This is a genomic window from Priestia megaterium, from assembly GCF_009497655.1.
Lineage (GTDB): Bacteria > Bacillota > Bacilli > Bacillales > Bacillaceae_H > Priestia > Priestia zanthoxyli.
The window spans coordinates 2458816-2476793 of sequence record NZ_CP023317.1; the positions used below are offsets into that span (position 1 = coordinate 2458816).

21 protein-coding genes are annotated in these 17978 nt (G+C 37.2%); 8 read left to right on the forward strand and 13 right to left on the reverse strand.

Annotation, left to right across the window (positions count from 1 at the left end; translation table 11 throughout):
* Positions 1 to 63 precede the first annotated feature (63 nt).
* On the reverse strand, positions 64 to 1740 hold the full coding sequence (ilvD, locus tag CEQ83_RS12310; RefSeq protein ID WP_013083330.1) for a dihydroxy-acid dehydratase: 1677 nt from the start codon (positions 1738 to 1740) through the stop codon (positions 64 to 66).
* A 225-nt stretch (positions 1741 to 1965) separates the two neighbouring features.
* Here ilvD and CEQ83_RS12315 point away from each other — a divergent pair, with 225 nt between their 5' ends.
* Positions 1966 to 2910 (forward strand): alpha/beta hydrolase, encoded by a 945-nt coding sequence (locus tag CEQ83_RS12315; protein ID WP_028413193.1) that lies wholly within the window; start codon positions 1966 to 1968, stop codon positions 2908 to 2910.
* Positions 2911 to 2928: 18 nt separating this feature from the next.
* Here CEQ83_RS12315 and CEQ83_RS12320 read toward each other — a convergent pair whose 3' ends face one another.
* The 7 genes from CEQ83_RS12320 to CEQ83_RS12350 all read right to left on the reverse strand — a co-directional run bounded on the left by CEQ83_RS12320 (position 2929) and on the right by CEQ83_RS12350 (position 7932).
* Positions 2929 to 3855, reverse strand: coding sequence for a manganese-dependent inorganic pyrophosphatase (locus tag CEQ83_RS12320; protein WP_014459925.1), 927 nt, complete (start codon positions 3853 to 3855; stop codon positions 2929 to 2931).
* Positions 3856 to 4110: 255 nt separating this feature from the next.
* Entirely contained in the window at positions 4111 to 4569 is a 459-nt protein-coding gene (locus CEQ83_RS12325) for a hypothetical protein (RefSeq protein WP_028413192.1), read from the reverse strand.
* 104 nt (positions 4570 to 4673) lie between these two features.
* Positions 4674 to 4955, reverse strand: a complete 282-nt coding sequence (locus CEQ83_RS12330; RefSeq protein ID WP_098113017.1) for a hypothetical protein — start codon at positions 4953 to 4955, stop codon at positions 4674 to 4676.
* 137 nt (positions 4956 to 5092) lie between these two features.
* Positions 5093 to 5320, reverse strand: a complete 228-nt coding sequence (locus CEQ83_RS12335) for a hypothetical protein (protein WP_014459922.1) — start codon at positions 5318 to 5320, stop codon at positions 5093 to 5095.
* Between the two features lie 225 nt (positions 5321 to 5545).
* Entirely contained in the window at positions 5546 to 6619 is a 1074-nt protein-coding gene (locus CEQ83_RS12340) for a branched-chain amino acid aminotransferase (protein ID WP_098113018.1), read from the reverse strand.
* 219 nt (positions 6620 to 6838) lie between these two features.
* Positions 6839 to 7324, reverse strand: coding sequence for a hypothetical protein (locus CEQ83_RS12345; RefSeq protein WP_098113019.1), 486 nt, complete (start codon positions 7322 to 7324; stop codon positions 6839 to 6841).
* Positions 7325 to 7344: 20 nt separating this feature from the next.
* Positions 7345 to 7932, reverse strand: coding sequence for a lysophospholipid acyltransferase family protein (locus CEQ83_RS12350; protein ID WP_098113020.1), 588 nt, complete (start codon positions 7930 to 7932; stop codon positions 7345 to 7347).
* A 269-nt stretch (positions 7933 to 8201) separates the two neighbouring features.
* Here CEQ83_RS12350 and CEQ83_RS12355 point away from each other — a divergent pair, with 269 nt between their 5' ends.
* The 3 genes from CEQ83_RS12355 to uraH are packed head-to-tail and all read left to right on the forward strand — an operon-like array spanning position 8202 to position 10421.
* Positions 8202 to 9539, forward strand: a complete 1338-nt coding sequence (locus tag CEQ83_RS12355; protein ID WP_155017287.1) for a nucleobase:cation symporter-2 family protein — start codon at positions 8202 to 8204, stop codon at positions 9537 to 9539.
* 1 nt (position 9540) lies between these two features.
* Positions 9541 to 10068, forward strand: coding sequence for a 2-oxo-4-hydroxy-4-carboxy-5-ureidoimidazoline decarboxylase (gene uraD / locus CEQ83_RS12360; protein ID WP_028413185.1), 528 nt, complete (start codon positions 9541 to 9543; stop codon positions 10066 to 10068).
* Positions 10065 to 10421 carry a hydroxyisourate hydrolase gene (uraH, locus tag CEQ83_RS12365; protein ID WP_033579098.1) on the forward strand — a complete coding sequence of 119 codons (357 nt, stop codon included), beginning with the start codon at positions 10065 to 10067 and terminating at the stop codon, positions 10419 to 10421. The genes uraD and uraH overlap by 4 nt, the downstream gene beginning before the upstream one ends.
* Before the next feature lie 34 nt (positions 10422 to 10455).
* Here uraH and CEQ83_RS12370 read toward each other — a convergent pair whose 3' ends face one another.
* Complete coding sequence (locus CEQ83_RS12370) at positions 10456 to 10956, reverse strand: GNAT family N-acetyltransferase (protein WP_028413183.1); 501 nt, start codon at positions 10954 to 10956, stop codon at positions 10456 to 10458.
* A 415-nt stretch (positions 10957 to 11371) separates the two neighbouring features.
* Between CEQ83_RS12370 and CEQ83_RS12375 the strand changes: the two genes are divergently transcribed.
* The 3 genes from CEQ83_RS12375 (at position 11372) to CEQ83_RS12385 (ending at position 14644) form a co-directional block, all read left to right on the forward strand.
* The gene (locus tag CEQ83_RS12375) at positions 11372 to 11866 is read left to right on the forward strand and encodes a hypothetical protein (protein ID WP_098113022.1); all 495 of its coding nucleotides are present in this window, start codon (positions 11372 to 11374) and stop codon (positions 11864 to 11866) included.
* 402 nt (positions 11867 to 12268) lie between these two features.
* Positions 12269 to 13207 (forward strand): PD-(D/E)XK nuclease family protein, encoded by a 939-nt coding sequence (locus CEQ83_RS12380; protein ID WP_228123064.1) that lies wholly within the window; start codon positions 12269 to 12271, stop codon positions 13205 to 13207.
* A gap of 156 nt (positions 13208 to 13363) precedes the next feature.
* Positions 13364 to 14644 (forward strand): Nramp family divalent metal transporter, encoded by a 1281-nt coding sequence (locus CEQ83_RS12385; protein WP_098113024.1) that lies wholly within the window; start codon positions 13364 to 13366, stop codon positions 14642 to 14644.
* Positions 14645 to 14737: 93 nt separating this feature from the next.
* Here the strand turns inward: CEQ83_RS12385 and CEQ83_RS12390 are convergent, their stop codons facing one another.
* From CEQ83_RS12390 to CEQ83_RS12400, 3 genes are all read right to left on the reverse strand, one after another.
* A complete protein-coding gene (locus CEQ83_RS12390; protein ID WP_098999375.1) occupies positions 14738 to 15247 on the reverse strand; it encodes a hypothetical protein in 510 nt (169 codons plus the stop codon).
* Positions 15248 to 15421: 174 nt separating this feature from the next.
* Positions 15422 to 15730 carry a hypothetical protein gene (locus CEQ83_RS12395; protein WP_223546629.1) on the reverse strand — a complete coding sequence of 103 codons (309 nt, stop codon included), beginning with the start codon at positions 15728 to 15730 and terminating at the stop codon, positions 15422 to 15424.
* A 204-nt stretch (positions 15731 to 15934) separates the two neighbouring features.
* Positions 15935 to 16723, reverse strand: coding sequence for an HAD family hydrolase (locus CEQ83_RS12400; protein WP_013057222.1), 789 nt, complete (start codon positions 16721 to 16723; stop codon positions 15935 to 15937).
* Between the two features lie 198 nt (positions 16724 to 16921).
* Here CEQ83_RS12400 and CEQ83_RS12405 point away from each other — a divergent pair, with 198 nt between their 5' ends.
* Complete coding sequence (locus tag CEQ83_RS12405) at positions 16922 to 17374, forward strand: MarR family winged helix-turn-helix transcriptional regulator (RefSeq protein ID WP_028413178.1); 453 nt, start codon at positions 16922 to 16924, stop codon at positions 17372 to 17374.
* Between the two features lie 36 nt (positions 17375 to 17410).
* Here CEQ83_RS12405 and CEQ83_RS12410 read toward each other — a convergent pair whose 3' ends face one another.
* The gene (locus CEQ83_RS12410) at positions 17411 to 17845 is read right to left on the reverse strand and encodes a hypothetical protein (RefSeq protein ID WP_013083346.1); all 435 of its coding nucleotides are present in this window, start codon (positions 17843 to 17845) and stop codon (positions 17411 to 17413) included.
* Between the last annotated feature and the right edge of the window lie 133 nt (positions 17846 to 17978).

Consider the following 17978-nt stretch of genomic DNA (forward strand, 5'->3'; position numbering starts at 1 on the left):
GCTTCTTTGCACAGTTGCTTTAGTAAAGAAAAAGGCTCTCCGTAGAGAGCCTTTTTTGTGCTATTAGATTTTCATAATTCCGCCTGTGCTTGCAGAAGTTACAAGTTTAGAATATCTTGCAAGATAGCCTTTTTTCACTTTTGGCTCAAAGCCTTTCCAGTTTGCTTTTCGTTCTGCCCAAACATCTGGAGAAACTTGAACATTCATTGAACGATCTTCAATGTCAATCACGATGTGGTCGCCATCTTCGACAAATGCTAGCGGTCCGCCTTCAGCAGCTTCTGGAGATGCGTGGCCGATTGATAATCCACGTGAAGCGCCAGAGAAGCGTCCGTCTGTTAATAGTGCTACTTTTGCACCTAGTCCCATTCCCATAATTTGAGAAGTTGGAGCTAACATTTCAGGCATTCCCGGTCCGCCTTTTGGTCCTTCATAACGAATGACTACGACATGTCCTTCTTTTACTTTTCCGTTAGCAATACCATGCAGCGCCTCGTCTTGAGACTCAAATACAATTGCTGGTCCTTCGTGGCGAGTAATGCCGTCTTGAACACCGCCTGTTTTAATGATCGCGCCGTCTGGAGCTAAGTTACCAAACAATACAGCAAGTCCGCCTTTTTCTGTGAACGGCTTATCGATTGGATGAATAACGTTATAATCTTTTACATCGCATCCTGCAATGTTTTCGCCTAGCGTTTTTCCAGTAACCGTCATCGTATCTAAATGAAGAGCTCCTTCTTTTTTAGATAGCTCGTTTAAAGCAGCAGATACGCCTCCTGCTTCATGTAAGTCTTCAATAAATACATCCGAAGCCGGAGCGAGTTTTGCCAAGTGAGGCACGCGTTCCGCTACTTCATTAATGCGTTCTAACGGATAATCAATTTCAGCTTCATTTGCAAGAGCTAGCGTATGAAGAACTGTATTTGTAGAACCACCTAACGCCATGTCTAAAGCAAATGCGTTGTCGATTGCTTTTTCTGTTACGATATCACGTGGTTTTAAATCTAATTTAATTAATTCCATAAGCTGTTTAGCTGATTTTTTAACAAATTCTCTACGTTCAGGAGCAACTGCTAAGATTGTACCATTTCCAGGTAAAGCAAGTCCTAACGCTTCAGCTAAGCAGTTCATTGAGTTCGCTGTAAACATTCCTGAACAAGATCCGCATGTCGGACAGCCAAATTGTTCTAATTCAAGTAATCCTTTATCATCAAGTTTACCAGCTTGATGAGCTCCTACGCCTTCAAATACTGAAGAAAGAGAAATCTTACGGCCGTCGCTCGTTACGCCAGCCTTCATTGGTCCGCCGCTAACAAAAACTGTCGGAATATTCAGACGTAATGAAGCCATTAACATCCCAGGCGTGATTTTATCACAGTTTGGAATACATACCATTCCATCAAACCAGTGAGCAGATACTACCGTTTCAACTGAGTCAGCAATGATTTCACGACTTGGTAATGAATAACGCATACCGATATGTCCCATCGCAATACCGTCATCTACACCGATAGTGTTCATTTCAAAAGGTACGCCACCAGCTTCGCGAATCGCATCTTTTACGATTTTACCAAACTCCTGTAAGTGAACATGACCTGGTACAATATCAATATATGAATTGACAACCGCAATAAACGGTTTGCCGAAATCCTCTTCTTTTACACCAGCTGCACGCAGTAGGCTGCGGTGTGGTGCTCTGTCGAATCCTTTTTTGATCATGTTACTTCTTAATTCTGCCACAATAATTCCCTCCGTATTCATCTAACCTATTAAAAACTAAATCTTTTTAAATTGTTTAATAATTTTTAATATAAATACTAATTTAACAAATCACACAAAGGTTTGTAAAGGTTTATGACAAAATAATCATTTTTTATTTTAAAATAGTAAAATCACCTGCATAAATTAGTATAATATATACATATATCCCTTATTTTACAGGAAAACAGAAGGTGGATGCTGAGCATGAAACAATCCTTTTATTACAGAGGTCATCAAGAAAAAGAAATATTTGCACAAAAATGGAATGTTGAAAACCATTCTGCAAAAGGCGTTGTCCAAATAGCCCATGGGATGGCCGAACATATTGGACGCTACGAGTACTTTGCTAATGTATTAACGCAACATGGATATATCGTATATGGGAATGATCACCGAGGTCACGGTCAAACAGCTTTAAAAGATGAAGACAAGCGTTTTTTTGCTGAAGAAAATGGTTTTGATACAGTAGTCTACGACATGATTGCTCTGACTAAGCACATTTCGACGGAACACTCCGACCTACCGATCTTTCTTTTCGGTCACAGCATGGGGTCTTTTCTAACGAGAAGATATATTCAATTGGATACAGAGCACATTCATGGTGTGATACTCTCAGGTACTGGCAGCATTCCTTCCCTTTCACTGCAGGGCGGTATATTAGCTGCGCAAATAGAGATAAAGAGAAAAGGGTTACGATCTCCTAGCCCTTTGCTTGATAAACTCTCTTTTGGACAATACAATAAATCATTTCATCCTGCTCGGACACCTTTTGATTGGTTAAGTCAAGATAATGAAGCTGTAGATTTATATGTAAATGACCCTTATTGCGGTGGGGTTTTCACAGCGGGGTTTTTCTATGACTTACTAACAGGAATCAAACAAATCTCTAACTTAGCTAATATAAAGCTAGTTCCATCAAGCCTGCCTATTTATTTGGTATCTGGAGAACATGATCCAGTAGGCAGCTATACAAAAGGCGTAGTCAAAGTATATAACGACTTTAAAAAGGCAGGATTACAGGATGTAAGTTACCGTTTTTTTAAAGAGTGCCGTCATGAGTTGCTGAATGAATTAAATAAAGATGAAGTGATAGAAGATATACTAAATTGGCTTAACGTGCAAATAGACAAAAAAACGGTTCGTGTGTAGACACGAACCGTTTTTTTATTAAGCAAATACAGATGTTAATACAGGTACTACTTGTTTTTTACGTGATACAACGCCTTCTAAGACAGCTGTATTGTTTTCAAGCGTTACGTTGTATGCTTCTTCTACTTTTGAAGCAGCAGAACCTAATGCTAATGCAGTAGAGTTGCTGTTTAAAATATCTGTAACAACTAAAAGGAATAATTGTAATCCTTTTTCTTCGATTGTTTTAGTAATCGCTTCTTCCAATTCAACTTTGCGCACTAAAACGTCGTTTACGTCAATTGCATTCACTTGTGCAATTTCAACTTTGCTTGTGCCCATGCTGAATTCTTTAGCATCTAATGAAATTAATTGTGAAGCTGTTTTATCACCTAAGTCAGCTCCAGCTTTTAGCATTGCTAATCCGTACTCTTCTGCATCTACGCCTGCAATTTCCGCTAATTCTTTAGCAGCTGCAACGTCTTGGTCTGTGCAAGTTGGTGATTTGAATAATAAAGAATCAGAAATGATAGCTGATAGCATAAGACCTGCGATGTTAGGTTCGATTTCTACGCCGTTTTCTTTATACATCTTGTTTAAGATCGTTGCCGTACATCCAACTGGCTCTGCACGATAGTATAAAGGATCTGCTGTTTCGAAGTTAGCAATACGGTGATGATCAATTACTTCAAGCACACGAACTTGATCAATATCGTTTGCACTTTGCTGGCGTTCGTTGTGGTCCACTAAAATAACTTCATTTGTTTCTTTAGATACTTCATCAACGAAACGTGGTAGTTCAGCGTTGAACTTTTCAAGAGCGAATTGCGTTTCACCGTTAATATCGCCTAATCGAATTGGTTCAGCGTCTACACCTAATTTATTCTTTAAATCAGCGTATGCAATTGCAGAACAGATTGTATCTGTGTCAGGATTTTTATGTCCAAAAATTAACGTCTTTGCCATCTTAAATCTCTCTCCTTCTTACGTATGTAAATAGCATTCTTGCGTAAAGTTAGTTAATTCGTTCACGCAACATTGCCATTTTAACATAAACTTTTACATTATTTTAATTTTTTTGCGAAAAATGATGTTCATCCGCAGATATTTTGCCATTTTGTATCTTTTTCACAGTAAAAACACCTCTATTTCCGATATAAATAGAGGGTTTTATACGTTCATTATATAAAAGTTAACGATAAAACACAACCTGTCTCTCTATCACTTGATAGATAACTTAAACGCAGTATCTTGCCACTTTTGATAAAGAAAAAGTAGAACAGCAATAACCATCATTAGTACAAATAATAAAAAATGATTCATTCCCTTCAGTGTATAAATGTCTAGTTTTTCAAAGATAGGACTCATGATAAATGCCTGAAATAAATCGAACGCTGCATTGATAATCATAAACATCCAAAAGCCAGGATAGGTAAAATAAAAAATAAAAAGCGTTCCTATTATAAATATGCCAAAAGGAAAAGGCGTCATATTAACAAAGAAAAAAAGAGTTTCATTGACTTCCCACCAGTTAAAGCGATCTGCAATTTGAAAAACCACCGTTAACAATACCACTCCGAATAGCGATACAGCCATATACCGCTTTACTCGCTCTTTATCAACTGCAAAAAGCAATAGCCAAGGACCGATAAAAAGCACCCACATTACGATTTGCGCCATGAGCTTTCCACCTTTCACTTTCAAAAAGAGAATATATATTATTCTGTCCTTATTTATGTAAAATAACCAAGAAAAGCACCCTTGTTAAAGGGTGCTTTTCTTGGTTATCGTCGCAGTGTAAAGTTGAAATGTTCATTTACTATAGCTCCTAGCTCTTCAAGAAACTGCTGAGCAGTCATTTCCTCTACGCTTTGGGTATACCAAGCAAGCTGAGATTTTTTATGAACATTGTTGTGATATACATCTCTTGACCAATATGTTTTTGATCGGTATGTATAATTAAAGTGAATGAATAGTTCACTCCCGTCTGGACACTGCAACAATACGCGGTAATGTGGATTACGACGATTTTTATCTAAACTCATTTCTTTGATCTGCGCTAACATTATTCACCTCTAAAGCCATTACTTAATCATTTAAAGGTAAATGCCACACCACGCTATGTCCTAGCTCTGCCATCAACTAGAAAATCATATATTTTCTAAAATTCTACACGATATAGGACAAAAGAGGAAGAGATAATTTATTGGTGGACGTGTAAAGTTTCATATAAATCTTTTAGCTGCTCAGGGTATTGAGACCTTACGTAATAACCCGTAGGACGGTGCTCGATTAAATGAGAAGCAAATAAGTAGCCGATGAGCACGTGCATTTGTTCATCTGAAGTTTCTTGGTTTAATTCTCTTTCGAGTCGTTCAGCTAAATGTGAAGCCAGCTGTTTAATTTTTTCATCATGTGATAAAAAAAGCATTTTGTTCTCCCCCTTATAACGAATAAGTAACGCGGCCAATTCTAATAAAGACAAAGTCTTGCTTTTATAAGGATAATTATATTTTATTTTACAATAAAAGTATATAAATAGTTCTAAATATTCAAAATATAATTTGTTTCTTTTGGACTATTCGGCAACAAACAAAAAAAAGAAGCGGGACAGCTCCCGCTTCTTTTACGTAAAAAGATGTTCGATTATCGAAATTTATTCCACTTCCACTGCCCAGCCGAATGGATCTTCCACTGTACCATTTTGAATACCTGTTAGAGTGTCATACAGTTTTTGTGATACTTCTCCCGTGTTTCCACCGTTGATGACCATTTTCTCGTTATTCCAAAATAGTTCGCCAATTGGAGAAATAACTGCAGCTGTACCTGTTCCAAATGCCTCTTCTAGTTTGCCTTCTGAATAAGCTTGCTTAATTTCTTCCATAGAAATACGGCGCTCAGTTACAGGCATATTCCAGTGTTTTAGCAGTTCAATGATGGATTTACGCGTAATTCCTTCCAAAATGCTTCCGTTCACAGATGGCGTTACTACTTCTCCATCGATTTTGAAGAAAATATTCATGCTTCCTACTTCTTCAATGTACTTGCGTTCAACGCCGTCTAACCACAGTACTTGTGAATAGCCTTTTGAGTCAGAAAGCTGCTGAGCTTTTAAGCTTGAAGCATAGTTTCCGCCTGTTTTAGCTGTCCCTGTCCCTCCGGCTACAGCACGAACAAATTCGCTTTCAACCGCAATTTTTACAGGAGCAATCCCTTCTTTATAATATGAGCCAACTGGAGATAGAATAATGATAAATTGGTAGCGGTCAGATGGCGCTACTCCTAAGTAAGGCTCTGTCGCGATGACAAATGGACGAATGTATAGTGATGTACCTTCAGCAGTAGGAATCCATTCGCGGTCAATTTTAATCAGCTGTTTTAACGCTTCTAGCGCTAAGTCTTCGTCAACATGAGGAATACAAAGACGATCGTTTGATTTATTTAAACGTTTGAAATTCTCATCTGGTCTAAATAATAATACTTGCTCTTTTTTTGTTACATATGCTTTTAGTCCTTCAAAAACAGACTGCCCGTAATGAAAGATCATGGATGCCGGATCTAATGTGATAGGTTGATAAGGTACAATACGAGCATCGTGCCATCCTTGGCCTTCTGTATAATCCATAATGAACATATGGTCCGTGAAGATTTTCCCGAATTGCAATTGATCAGATTGCGGCTTTTCTTTTTTTGTTTGACTTAGTGTTACATCGATTGAATAAGTTGTCATAGTTGTTTCTCCTTGCTCTTTATATTTACGGGTTTTTCGCTTAAACCTCTATATAAGTTACATTGTACAACTTTAGGGAAGCGTGTCACAATAGTTAGAGACGAAAAATTCTAAAAATTTTATAAAAATTATAAAGAAATAGCACCTAATCGAATTAAGTGCTGAATTGAAAAGGTTTTCTTTCTAAAAAAATTATTTCTACATTTTATTTACAACCATTTATAAACCAATTTTCACTCGAAGCTTTTCATCCTGTATTGAAAAATGTTTGATTTTCCCTACTGGAATGACTTTCACTTTATCAATTTCATTGAGGTTGATATGAATTTGTTTTTCTTCATACGTAGTAACAGGCGGCTTATGAAAAATTCGATAGTTGATCCAATTTTGATTAAGAGGTTTCATTTCATGGATTTTGAATACAAGCGTACGTTCTTTGGCTTCAAGAGGTTCTAGCACAATAGAAAATGGAATTCTCACCAGAAATTTTTTAATAATTCCATTCACGTGAATATAGGAGTCTTGAAATGAAATAGAAAATTGCTGAATTTGATCTTGCTTTGTCATTTGCTTTTGAAAAATCCGCATGAGCATAGAAGCGGATATAGGAACGGTTACACCGCTTTCAGCCATCTTTTCTTTCATTTTTGCCTGCACATCATCACTAATCACATCGTTTAGCTTTCTCTGTACCCAATCCTTCATGATGCACCTCCGCTATGAAGTTATGTTTCTGTTTCCTCTAACGTACGAATTGAAGCTATTAAGTGATTTGACACGTCGGCGAGCCGATCTTTTGTCAGCTTTCCTTCAGCAAGGTAGATGGGCTTCCCAAAGGAAATGACAACGGGCTCCTTTGAAAATATCTCTTTTACATTTGCGGGTCCTTTGTAAACTGCGGGTACAATAGGAACCTTTGCCATGCTCGCTATAGTGACTGCTCCTCTTTTTAAGGGAACGTCTTCCTCTGTTCGCGTGCCGCTAGGGAAAATCCCGACGATATGTCCTTCTTTTGCTAATTTAATAGGTGTTTTAATGCTGCTGGGTCCCGGGTTGTTACGATCTACTGGGAATGCGTTAAGTTTTTTTAATACATTACTAGTGAGTATATGATTAAAAAGCTCCTTTTTTGCCATAAAATGAATTTGGTGAGGCAAAATAGCCGCACCAAGCGCTACAACGTCTACCCATCCCTTATGCGAACAAGCGATCACAAAACCTGTGTCTGTTGGTAAAGACTCTTTATTCCTTATGTAAAGCTTGCCTCTTCTTTTTAATAAAAATTTACATGCGTGAGCCGCAAGATTATACATAAACATTTCCTCTTCCCTCTATTATTTGAAAATATATACAAAATTATATCACTTGATATTAATATCTGGTACTGAAAACTAAATGTAACATCTTTTTACACGATAGCTTACCTACTTCTCTATATATTGTAAAAAAGTAGATATTGAAACCTCTGTTTTTGGTCAACTTGACTAATGACATCCCTTAAAAAACATTTTACTATTAATGTATCATTCTAAATGTAATATTTATTAACATTACATGTGATATAATTAAAGGAGGTTTTTAGGTGAATAACCAAAATCGGCCGTTTCGACTAGCTTCATTAGGATTACAGCACGTACTCGCTATGTATGCGGGTGCCATTCTCGTTCCGCTGATGGTAGGACGCGCATTAAATTTAAATCCACATGACTTAGCCTATCTCGTAGCCATTGATTTACTGACCTGCGGACTAGCTACGCTGCTGCAGGCTTGGACGAACAGGTGGTTTGGGATTGGTCTTCCTGTTGTACTTGGAAGTTCATTTGTAGCGGTGACTCCTATGATTGCGATTGGAACTCAATATGGAATTAGCGCTGTTTACGGAGCGATTATTGCCGGTGGTATTTTCATCGTACTGGCAGCAAGTTTTTTAGGCAAAATTATTAAATTTTTTCCTCCAGTTGTCACAGGAACGGTTGTGACGATGATTGGTTTATCACTTGTACCATCCGCTGTCCGAAATATGGCAGGAGGAGTAGGAAGCAAAGATTTTGGTTCTCTTTCTAATCTTCTTCTATCTTTTGGTGTTCTAGCGCTTATTTTAATTTTAAATCGATTTTTCAGCGGTTTCCTTCGTTCTCTTTCTGTGTTGATTGGAATTGTAGCCGGAACAATAGCCGCTGTATTAATGGGAAAAGTTAATTTCACTAACTTTAATGAAGCTTCTTGGCTGCACATTCCCACTCCTTTTTATTTTGGGATGCCCACTTTTGAAATTGGACCGATTTTAACGATGATTCTCGTATGCTTGGTCATTATTATTGAGTCTACAGGCGTATTTTTAGCGTTAGGAAAACTGTGTGATCGGGAATTAATTGAAAAAGATTTTACAAAAGGCTACCGCGCCGAAGGAATCGCCATTGTTCTTGGAGGGCTATTTAATGCTTTTCCTTACAATACATTCGCTCAGAATGTAGGACTGGTTCAATTATCGAAAGTAAAAACAAAAAATGTAGTGGTAGTAGCCGGCTTTATTCTCGTATTATTGGGACTTGTTCCTAAAATAGCTGCTTTTACAACCATTATTCCTACTCCTGTTTTAGGAGGAGCAATGGTCGTGTTGTTTGGTTTAGTTATTTCATCAGGCATCAAAATGCTAAGCGCTGTTGATTTGGCTAAACAAGAAAATTTGCTGATTATTGCGTGCTCTCTTTCACTGGGTCTTGGTGTAACGGTGGTACCCGATTTATTCGCCCAGCTCCCAAATGCTTTGCGTGTGATTGTAAGCGATGGAGTTATTACTGGAAGTTTAGCTGCCATTTTATTAAATCTCTTTTTTAACGCATCGGCTGAACGAAAAGTACCTTCTGTCTCTTTAGAGAAGACAGATTATTCAGAAGTAAAGCAAAGGTGGTTTATTTAGTATGAATAATGTATCTGTGCAGTATGTAAATCAGCTTAGCAAGCAGCATTTTGTCTCATTAGTTGGTGATATATTTGAACATTCACCTTGGGTTGCAGAAGAGGCTTATTCTAAGCGCCCTTTCTCGTCCGTTGAACAACTTCACGGAAAGATGAAAGAAATTGTAGCGCAAGCATCTGTAGAAAAACAGCTTAAGTTGCTGAAAGCTCATCCAAATCTAGGTGAAAATATCGCTATGACATCTGCTTCTACTGAAGAACAAACAAAAGCAGGCTTACAAAACTTAACACAAAATGAGTATGAACAGTTTTCTTCTCTTAATGGAATGTATATGGAAAAGTTTCCTTTCCCTTTTATTTTGGCAGTACGAGGTAAACAAAAAGAAGATATTTACGAGGCAATGCAAAGTCGCTTACAGAATACCAAACAAACGGAGTTTGCTACAGCGTTAGAAGAAGTATATAAAATTGCTTTCTTTCGTTTAACTGATAAAATTACTGAAGATAAGGAGACAAAGAAACGAGCATGACTAAAATTACAACGCATATTTTAGACCTCACTCACGGATGTCCGGCTGCTTTCGTCAAAGTTGATTTCTATCACATCCAGTCAGAAAGTAAACGAATAAAGCTTTCTCATGGTACTACAAATGAAGACGGAAGATTAGCAAACCCGCTCTTCTCTTCTGAAGCGTTTGAATCAGGAGATTATGAACTTTTGTTCCATATTGGGGAATACTATAAAAAACAAGAAGTCCAAACAACAAATCCGCCCTTTTTAAATCAAGTTTCTGTTCGAGTCGGATTGTCTTCTGAACAAGAACATTATCACATCCCTTTGCTTGTATCACCGTGGGGATACCAAATTTATAGAGGAAGCTAAAAAAAGAAACGGCGTCTTTAAACGTCGTTTCTTTTTAATTCAGCAATTTAGACATATAGTACTCATCAATAAACAAACCGCCAATTCGCAGGGAATGTTTTTTCGTTCCTTCAATTTCGAATCCTACTTTATCATATAAAGAAAGAGCCTTTTCATGCTGTACAGCGACTGTGAGCTCAAGACGGTGAATATGGTGTTCTCTTGCCCATTCCTCAAGCGCAGCGAATAAAGCCGTACCAATCCCTTGATTTTGAAACGTTTTTCGAATACCTAATGTCAGAGCAGCGATGTGAGCGTTTCGGTTAGCTTCACCCCCTGTTGCAGCTATATATCCCACAAGCATCTCGCTTTCTTCTGCTACAATAATCGTAGAGTTTGGCTGTTGCTTAAAGATTTCGATGTTTTTCTCCTGCTGATCCGTACTCAGCTTTCGCTCTCCGCTTTCGAACAGCATAAACTTACTTTCTTCTTCAATCTGTTTAAGCAAATCTACAAAGTTTGCAGCATCATGTAATTCTAGTTCTCTAATTTCCATGCTGATCCCCCTTTTTTGTGTCCCTTTTGTTTGTATATGTATTGGTTCACCTTTATAAAATATAACTTTACAGTTTCTTACGAAAAATACGACTTTTTAAGAAGTGGAAGTAGAACAAAAAACCTACTAATCTCCCTTTTTTTGAAATGCTTTTTTCCTCTGTATAATTTTAAATCACTTATCAACTTCTGTAAATTTTTTAGATTCCCTCTTTTAATTTCCATTTATTTTCCTTTTCTGCGGGGTTGATTTTGATCTAAGGGGATCTTTTATAGAAAACACATGACTATTATCCTGTTTTTTGTGAAGAAAGAAAGCAATAAATGTAATTTCACTTGTAATCGTTTAGAATAGAAAAAGTGGAAATTTTATGTACCTATCCTCCTTAATTATTGGTCTGTGAAAGGAAATTATTATGAAAGTACAACCCGCAAAATGTGGTGTATATGTCTTAAGCGGTCTAGGAGCTGTTACGGTGTTCTTCTTACTTTTACTTAAGAACAGTGCTTTCTTTCTAGAGGAAGAATACGATCAAAACAAACCTGAAGCTGCGCTTGCGGTCAACGAACATACCTATCACCTTCACAAAGGTTCTATTAACTGGTCAAACGGCCGTTCAACAACAAAAAAAGAAATAAATGTATATGATTTATATACATACATATCGCAGCAAAAAAGTATCCCTTTAAAGCAGCAACAATTGGTTAAGCTCCATTTTTCCAACCTAGACGGCGCTTATATTCGCGGCGTGAGCGTGCATATATGGAAAAATAACGGTGAAAAAACCAAGCTGTTTGTCAAAAATAATGAATTTAAGATTCCTGAAAATCAAGGTTTTTACGTTGTAGATATCGTGATTAACTCTACAAGAGGAACAATGCAATATGCGGCAAATGTGCAAATACAGTAAGTTTAGCTGCAGTAAATAAAAGGGGCAGAAATTATAGAAGGGATCAAAAAGTTATTACAAAAAAAGAGAGCAATATGCTCCCTTTTTTATAAAATGAAAAAGACGTCCACGCAGGACGTCTTTGATGCGTTTGTGGCGGGGACCGTGTGACCACATTCACACGTTTAGCTCGAAAGCATGTCCTTCGACTTACACAAATTAGCTCATCGCTTTATTAATGTAACATCTGCCATAGAAAAAAGCAACCCATTTTTAAATAGTTTTTTCTATTTATACATATTTCGCAAGAATCCACAAAATAATATGCATGCGTAGCTATTCACTCTCTACATTTTTAGTCTATTTTAACTCATATACGAATACACTAATAGACCAACCTATGCGCAGTTTTTGAAAAAGGATGTGAATAGCTTGTTTCAAATCACTGATTTCCCTGAATTTTCATGGTCCTATTCCAGGCATAAAATGATCACACAGTGCAAACGAAAGTATGCATATCATTATTATGTCTCACACAACGGATGGCTTGACAGCGCTTCTGCACAGTCTCAAAGCGCTTATCGTTTAAAAAAGGTTTCTACTTTATCTATGTACGCAGGACAAGCCGTCCGTCAGGTGATTACAGAATCCATTTCTGACTATACATCTACACAGATTGTCCCGGGTGAACAAAATTTAGTGAAGAAAGTACAGCAGCTACTAAATAACGCACTGCGTGATTCTACTGACTATGGAGAGCTTTGGTATCATAAGCCTGCTCAGTATAAGATGCTTTTAGAATTCTACGAAAACGGCTATATTTCTAAAAAAGATCTTAAAGACATGCAAAAGCGGGTACACATTTGTGTACATAACTTTTTACAAAGTAAATCGTTTTGCGACGTGGTGTCTTCACCTTCTTTAGAAGTAGATTCTCCTCAGTCGTTTCGTTCTATAAATGTGTATGACCATAAAGTATATGCGCCTTTTCATTCCCTTTTTAAAAATCCAGTCACAGACGAATTTACGATTGTTGATTGGAAAACAAGTAAACAAACAAAAGATGATTTGTTTCAACTGGCAATTTACGCTCTCTACGTGCTAGCTGAATATAATATTTCCGTTGATCAGATAAAAGTCCGAAACGAATACTTGCTTTCAGGCAGTGCGCGTACGTATCAGCTTACTCTTCACGAAATTGAAGCTGTTCTTCGGCAAGTCGATACAAGCATTGACTATATGAAAACTTTTTTGGAACACTCAGAGGTAAATCAACCTCTTCCGCTTGAGCATTTCCCTCAAGCAGATACGCCTTCCTCCTGTCACGGGTGTGCATTTAAAGAATTGTGCCAAACGGGATAAAAAACAGCTGAAGATGATTTATATTTTTTGCTAAACTTTTTTATTGTCAAAAGAACCTTTACTAGCATATAATTTGCATTAAGGAAACATTTTATACTTCATATAAAAAAATTAGCTTGGGCTATTTATTGTTCATCAAAGAAAGGAGCACTAGACATGAAAGATCAAAACGGCAGTAAAGCATTATCAGCTATGCAGCTAAGTGCTCAAGACGTATTGTCGGGTAAAACAAAAGGAATTAAGCGATTATTACCTTTCTTAGGGCCTGCCTTTATCGCAGCGGTTGCTTATATTGACCCAGGTAATTTTGCTACTAACATCGCAGCAGGCTCTCAATACGGATACATGTTGCTTTGGGTTGTATTAATTTCTAACTTAATGGCTGTCTTAATTCAATCGTTATCAGCTAAATTAGGTATTGCAACAGGCTTGAATTTACCCGAGATAGCACAGGAACACTTCCCGTCCTTCGTTTCTTTTGGGCTTTGGATCCAAGGGGAATTAGTCATTATGGCGACGGATTTAGCAGAATTTATTGGGGCTGCTCTTGGAATTTATTTATTATTTCATATTCCTTTGTTCCCAGCTGCACTCATCGCAGCGGTAGGTTCTTTTGCTATTTTAGAGTTACAAAGACGAGGTGTTCGACTGCTAGAAGCAGCGATTGCGGCAATGGTTTTTATTGTGGTATTAGCTTTTGGGACTCAAATGTTTCTTGCGCATCCAGACGGCGCAAGTGTTGTCCAGGGCTTATTTGTCCCTCAGTTTCACGGGACAGACAGCGTGCTGTTAGCTTCTGGGATTTTAGGTGCTACAGTTATGCCGCACGCGATTTATTTGCACTCAGCTCTTACGCAGCGCCGCGTGGTAGGAACTACAGAATCGGAGAAAAAAGCGATTTTCCGCTTTGAATTTATCGATATTGTGATTGCCATGATTATCGCTGGTGCAATTAATGCAAGCATGCTGATTGTCGCAGCCGCTCTATTCTTTAAAAACGGACTAAACGTGCAAGATTTGGACGTGGCTTTTACACAATTTGAACATTTAATTGGTCCTTTTGCAGCTATTGCGTTCGGTGTTGGATTATTATCTTCAGGACTTTCAAGTTCTTCGGTCGGAACAATGTCTGGAGATGTCATCATGCAAGGATTTATTAAACGCAGAATTCCTTTATATCTTCGTCGTTTCATTACAATTATTCCGCCGCTTTTGATTATCGGACTTGGCGTAAATCCAACAAGTGCACTAGTTGTCAGTCAAGTTATTTTATCGTTCGGAATTGCATTTGCGCTTGTACCTCTTATCATGTTTACAAGTAATAAAAAAATCATGGGCGGGTTGGTTAATCATAAAGCAACAACTACTGTAGCTTGGGTGATAGCTGCATTAGTCATTTGTTTAAATATCTTTTTGATTTATCAAACGTTAGCATAGTAAATAAATCAAACTTTCAAGAAAAAACAAAAAAGAGACCCTGAAAAGTTAGATATAGTCTAACAATTGGGTCTCTTTTTTATTATTTTTTTATTAAACGATAGTAAAAATGAAGTAGACGAGAGTTCCAATAATGGCCGACAGTACTAAGCAACCCAGTGGATATAAATAAGAATAGTTTTCTTTACGGATTGAAAGAAGGCGATCCACAATAAAAATAAGAATGACGCCCAACATTCCGAATTCAAACATTAATAACCCAAAAATGGCGTGAAATATGAATGACATGATAAAATCAATTTTTTTACTACGGTCTTTTACAAAAGCACTGACTAATAAATCAACGATAACCGTGCCTAACGTCCCCATTATTAAAAAGAAGGGTGTAAAAAATAAAAGGTATAAAGGAAATAATTCGCTGAAATGCGAACTGTTTTTCTTTATAGTAAAATTGGGAATTGACTCTTTTATCCCTGGTATAAAACAAAAAAGCAAAGCAAAAAGAAAGGCAGCTATGATAGCCGCTGATAGTTTTCTATTTAAATGCATGTTTATTTTTTTATTACTGAATTCAGTATTTGTTTTTGTATGTTTATGATTCATATGTCTTTAACGTGATGTACGCACCTTTTCCTTTCTCGTAACTTTTTATCCACATTTTATGTCCAACTTTTGTTACCAGCACTTACAATGATACACGTTCTTTTTAAAATTGACTACATTAACACGTTTAATGTCTACTTTCTTTTTCTATAAAACAAAAGAAAGGCGTTTTTTCTATATGTAATTAATACTCTTGTTTAGCTCCTTTAACAGGATAAAATTGTGCATCCGTTGTGAAACATAATATTGACCGTGTTTTGATTGTTCGCCAAATGCTAATCGATCATCGGTTTCATCTTCTGTCGCTACCCTGCTTACAGGCGCCATCGTTTCATCTGTTGCTGAAATGGTGTCTGCTCCAGGGGCATGTTTAGGTTGAGGGTTTTTGTAAGTGACGTGCGTATCGCCTTGTTTGTCTTCACAAGCGGCGAGACTTGTGAACAAAACAGCCGCTACAAGGCTTCTGGTAACTATTTTCTTCATGTTATTCCTCCAATGACTAGTCTATATACTATGCTACATGGTATTTATCTGGGAATCGAGGATAAGATTGGTTTATTATGCAGGAAGAAGAAAAAGTGACTGAAGTCAGTGAGATTTGGAACGGATATAGGACTTTCAGAGACTTTTGTTCTTGTTTTTACAACAAAAAAAGAGACGATTTACGCCTCTTTTTGTTTGTTCGTATTACGAATTTAGTTCATCTAAAATTGAATGCAGTTCACTTAAATGGGTAATTTCATAAGTAGGAATGACTTCATTTCGCTCTTTATCGTGACGATTAATCCATACAGATTTCATTCCAACGCGAGAAGAACCCAGTATATCTGTCATTAAATTATCTCCAACCATGATCGCTTCATCTTTCTTTAAATCCATAAGTGATAAAGCATGGTCGAAAATAGATGGATCAGGCTTACCCCGGCCAAATGCCCCTGAAATCACAATCTCATCAAAATATGGAACTAGTTCTGATGTAATATCTAATTTGGTATTTTGTAAGTCAGGTGAACCGTTTGTTAACAGCAGCAGCTTGTACTTTCCTTTTAATTGATCAAGCACTTCAAACGTTTCTTCGTATACAAACGGTGTTTTGCGGCGCTCTAAAGGAAAACGTTCAGCTAATTCCGCTCCAAAAGCATCGTCGTGAATTCCTAGAGCACGAAGGCCTCGAGTCCAAGCTTCTTTGCGATAAGTAGGAACAATATCTTTCATTTTGCGGAATTCATCATGATCGTCTAAAAAATTTCCCCATAACCCTTCAAATGGATTAATGCCAATCATTTGCGTAAATTCATAGGTTTCATACGAAGCATATAATTCTCTTGCTTCCTTACGCACCGCTTCTTCTAGTTCTTCAGGTTTTAGATTATATTTTTCACTTGCATATGTACATGTTGCAACGAATGCTTCTTTTACGCTTTTTTGATCCCAAAGTAGCGTGTCATCTAGGTCGAAAAAAACCGCTTTAATCATGGATGTGTGTACCCCCTACTGTTTTTGAAAAAGTTTAACTATTCTTACACTAGATTACAAGGATACACACAATAAGTCTAGTGTATTTGCGATTTATTGTGTAAATTTATTTTTATAAAGGATCACCTTTACAAACAAATTTACAGAAATAAAAACAGCTGATATAATCACAGCAGGTATATATGCAGGAGGTTTTATATGGAATCGTTAGAAGAAATATTCGGCATTCCCACCGTTCGTACAAGTAAGCGCTTAAGCAGAGTCGTTGCCGCACACTTACGTCCTTTTGGGATTACGCCAGAACAGTGGACCGTTTTAAAGCGCGTATCAGAAGCTGAATATAGTACACAGAAGCAATTAGCTGAGCGAGCAGATAAAGATCAAGCGACGCTGACTAAAATTTTAGATTTACTAGAAAAACAAAATTGGATTCAGCGTGTTAGAAATCCAGAAGATCGCCGCTCGTTTTTTATTCAAATAACAGAAGACGGCCTGCGTTTAAAAACAGAAGTGACGCCTGCTGTAGAACAGGTATTTTCCGAATTAACGTCCCAGCTAAACGAGCAGCAGGTAAAGATTTATACCGACACTTTACAAAAACTTGAACTCCGCGCCGAACAATTGCTTCAAGACGCAGAAAACCTGCGTTAAATACCCAAAACCCCACAGGTAACATTCTGCGGGGTTTTATACGTAGTTGGCAATACATAATACTTCTTTAATTTTTGAAATCACTTGTTTGGTTTCATCTGTTAAAGAGGTGAATTTAAACGCGATGGATTCTGCATTTGGATTAATGAAGGGTTCTTTATTTGTGTCTTTGCGGTAGTCTTCAATTTGTTCTAAACAATATTTTAAAATAAACGACAAGTTTGCACGTCGAAATCTCAAACTGACGGTAGAAGGCCATCTTTTTTGAAACTGATTGCTCCCTTCATATTGAATCGCTCCGATGTAGCGTTCTCCGGATAAAAAAGATTCTTTACTTCGATATAGCTGAACGGTTTGGGCTGTTCCGCTCCAGTCAATATAAATACCTGCTGTTTCACAAACTTCGTATATGTAATGAAAAAGCTCCGTTACTTCTCCGAAATGGTAGTGAAGCGGATGTTTAGCCGTCATAGGTAGCTCCCTCCTTTATCGACTTTCTACCATTATATTGTAGGAAAAGTAACTTATTCATTTATACAACTTATTTCATACGCATAAGCAGTAAAAATGAAAATATATATTTTTTAGTTTACATAAAAATATT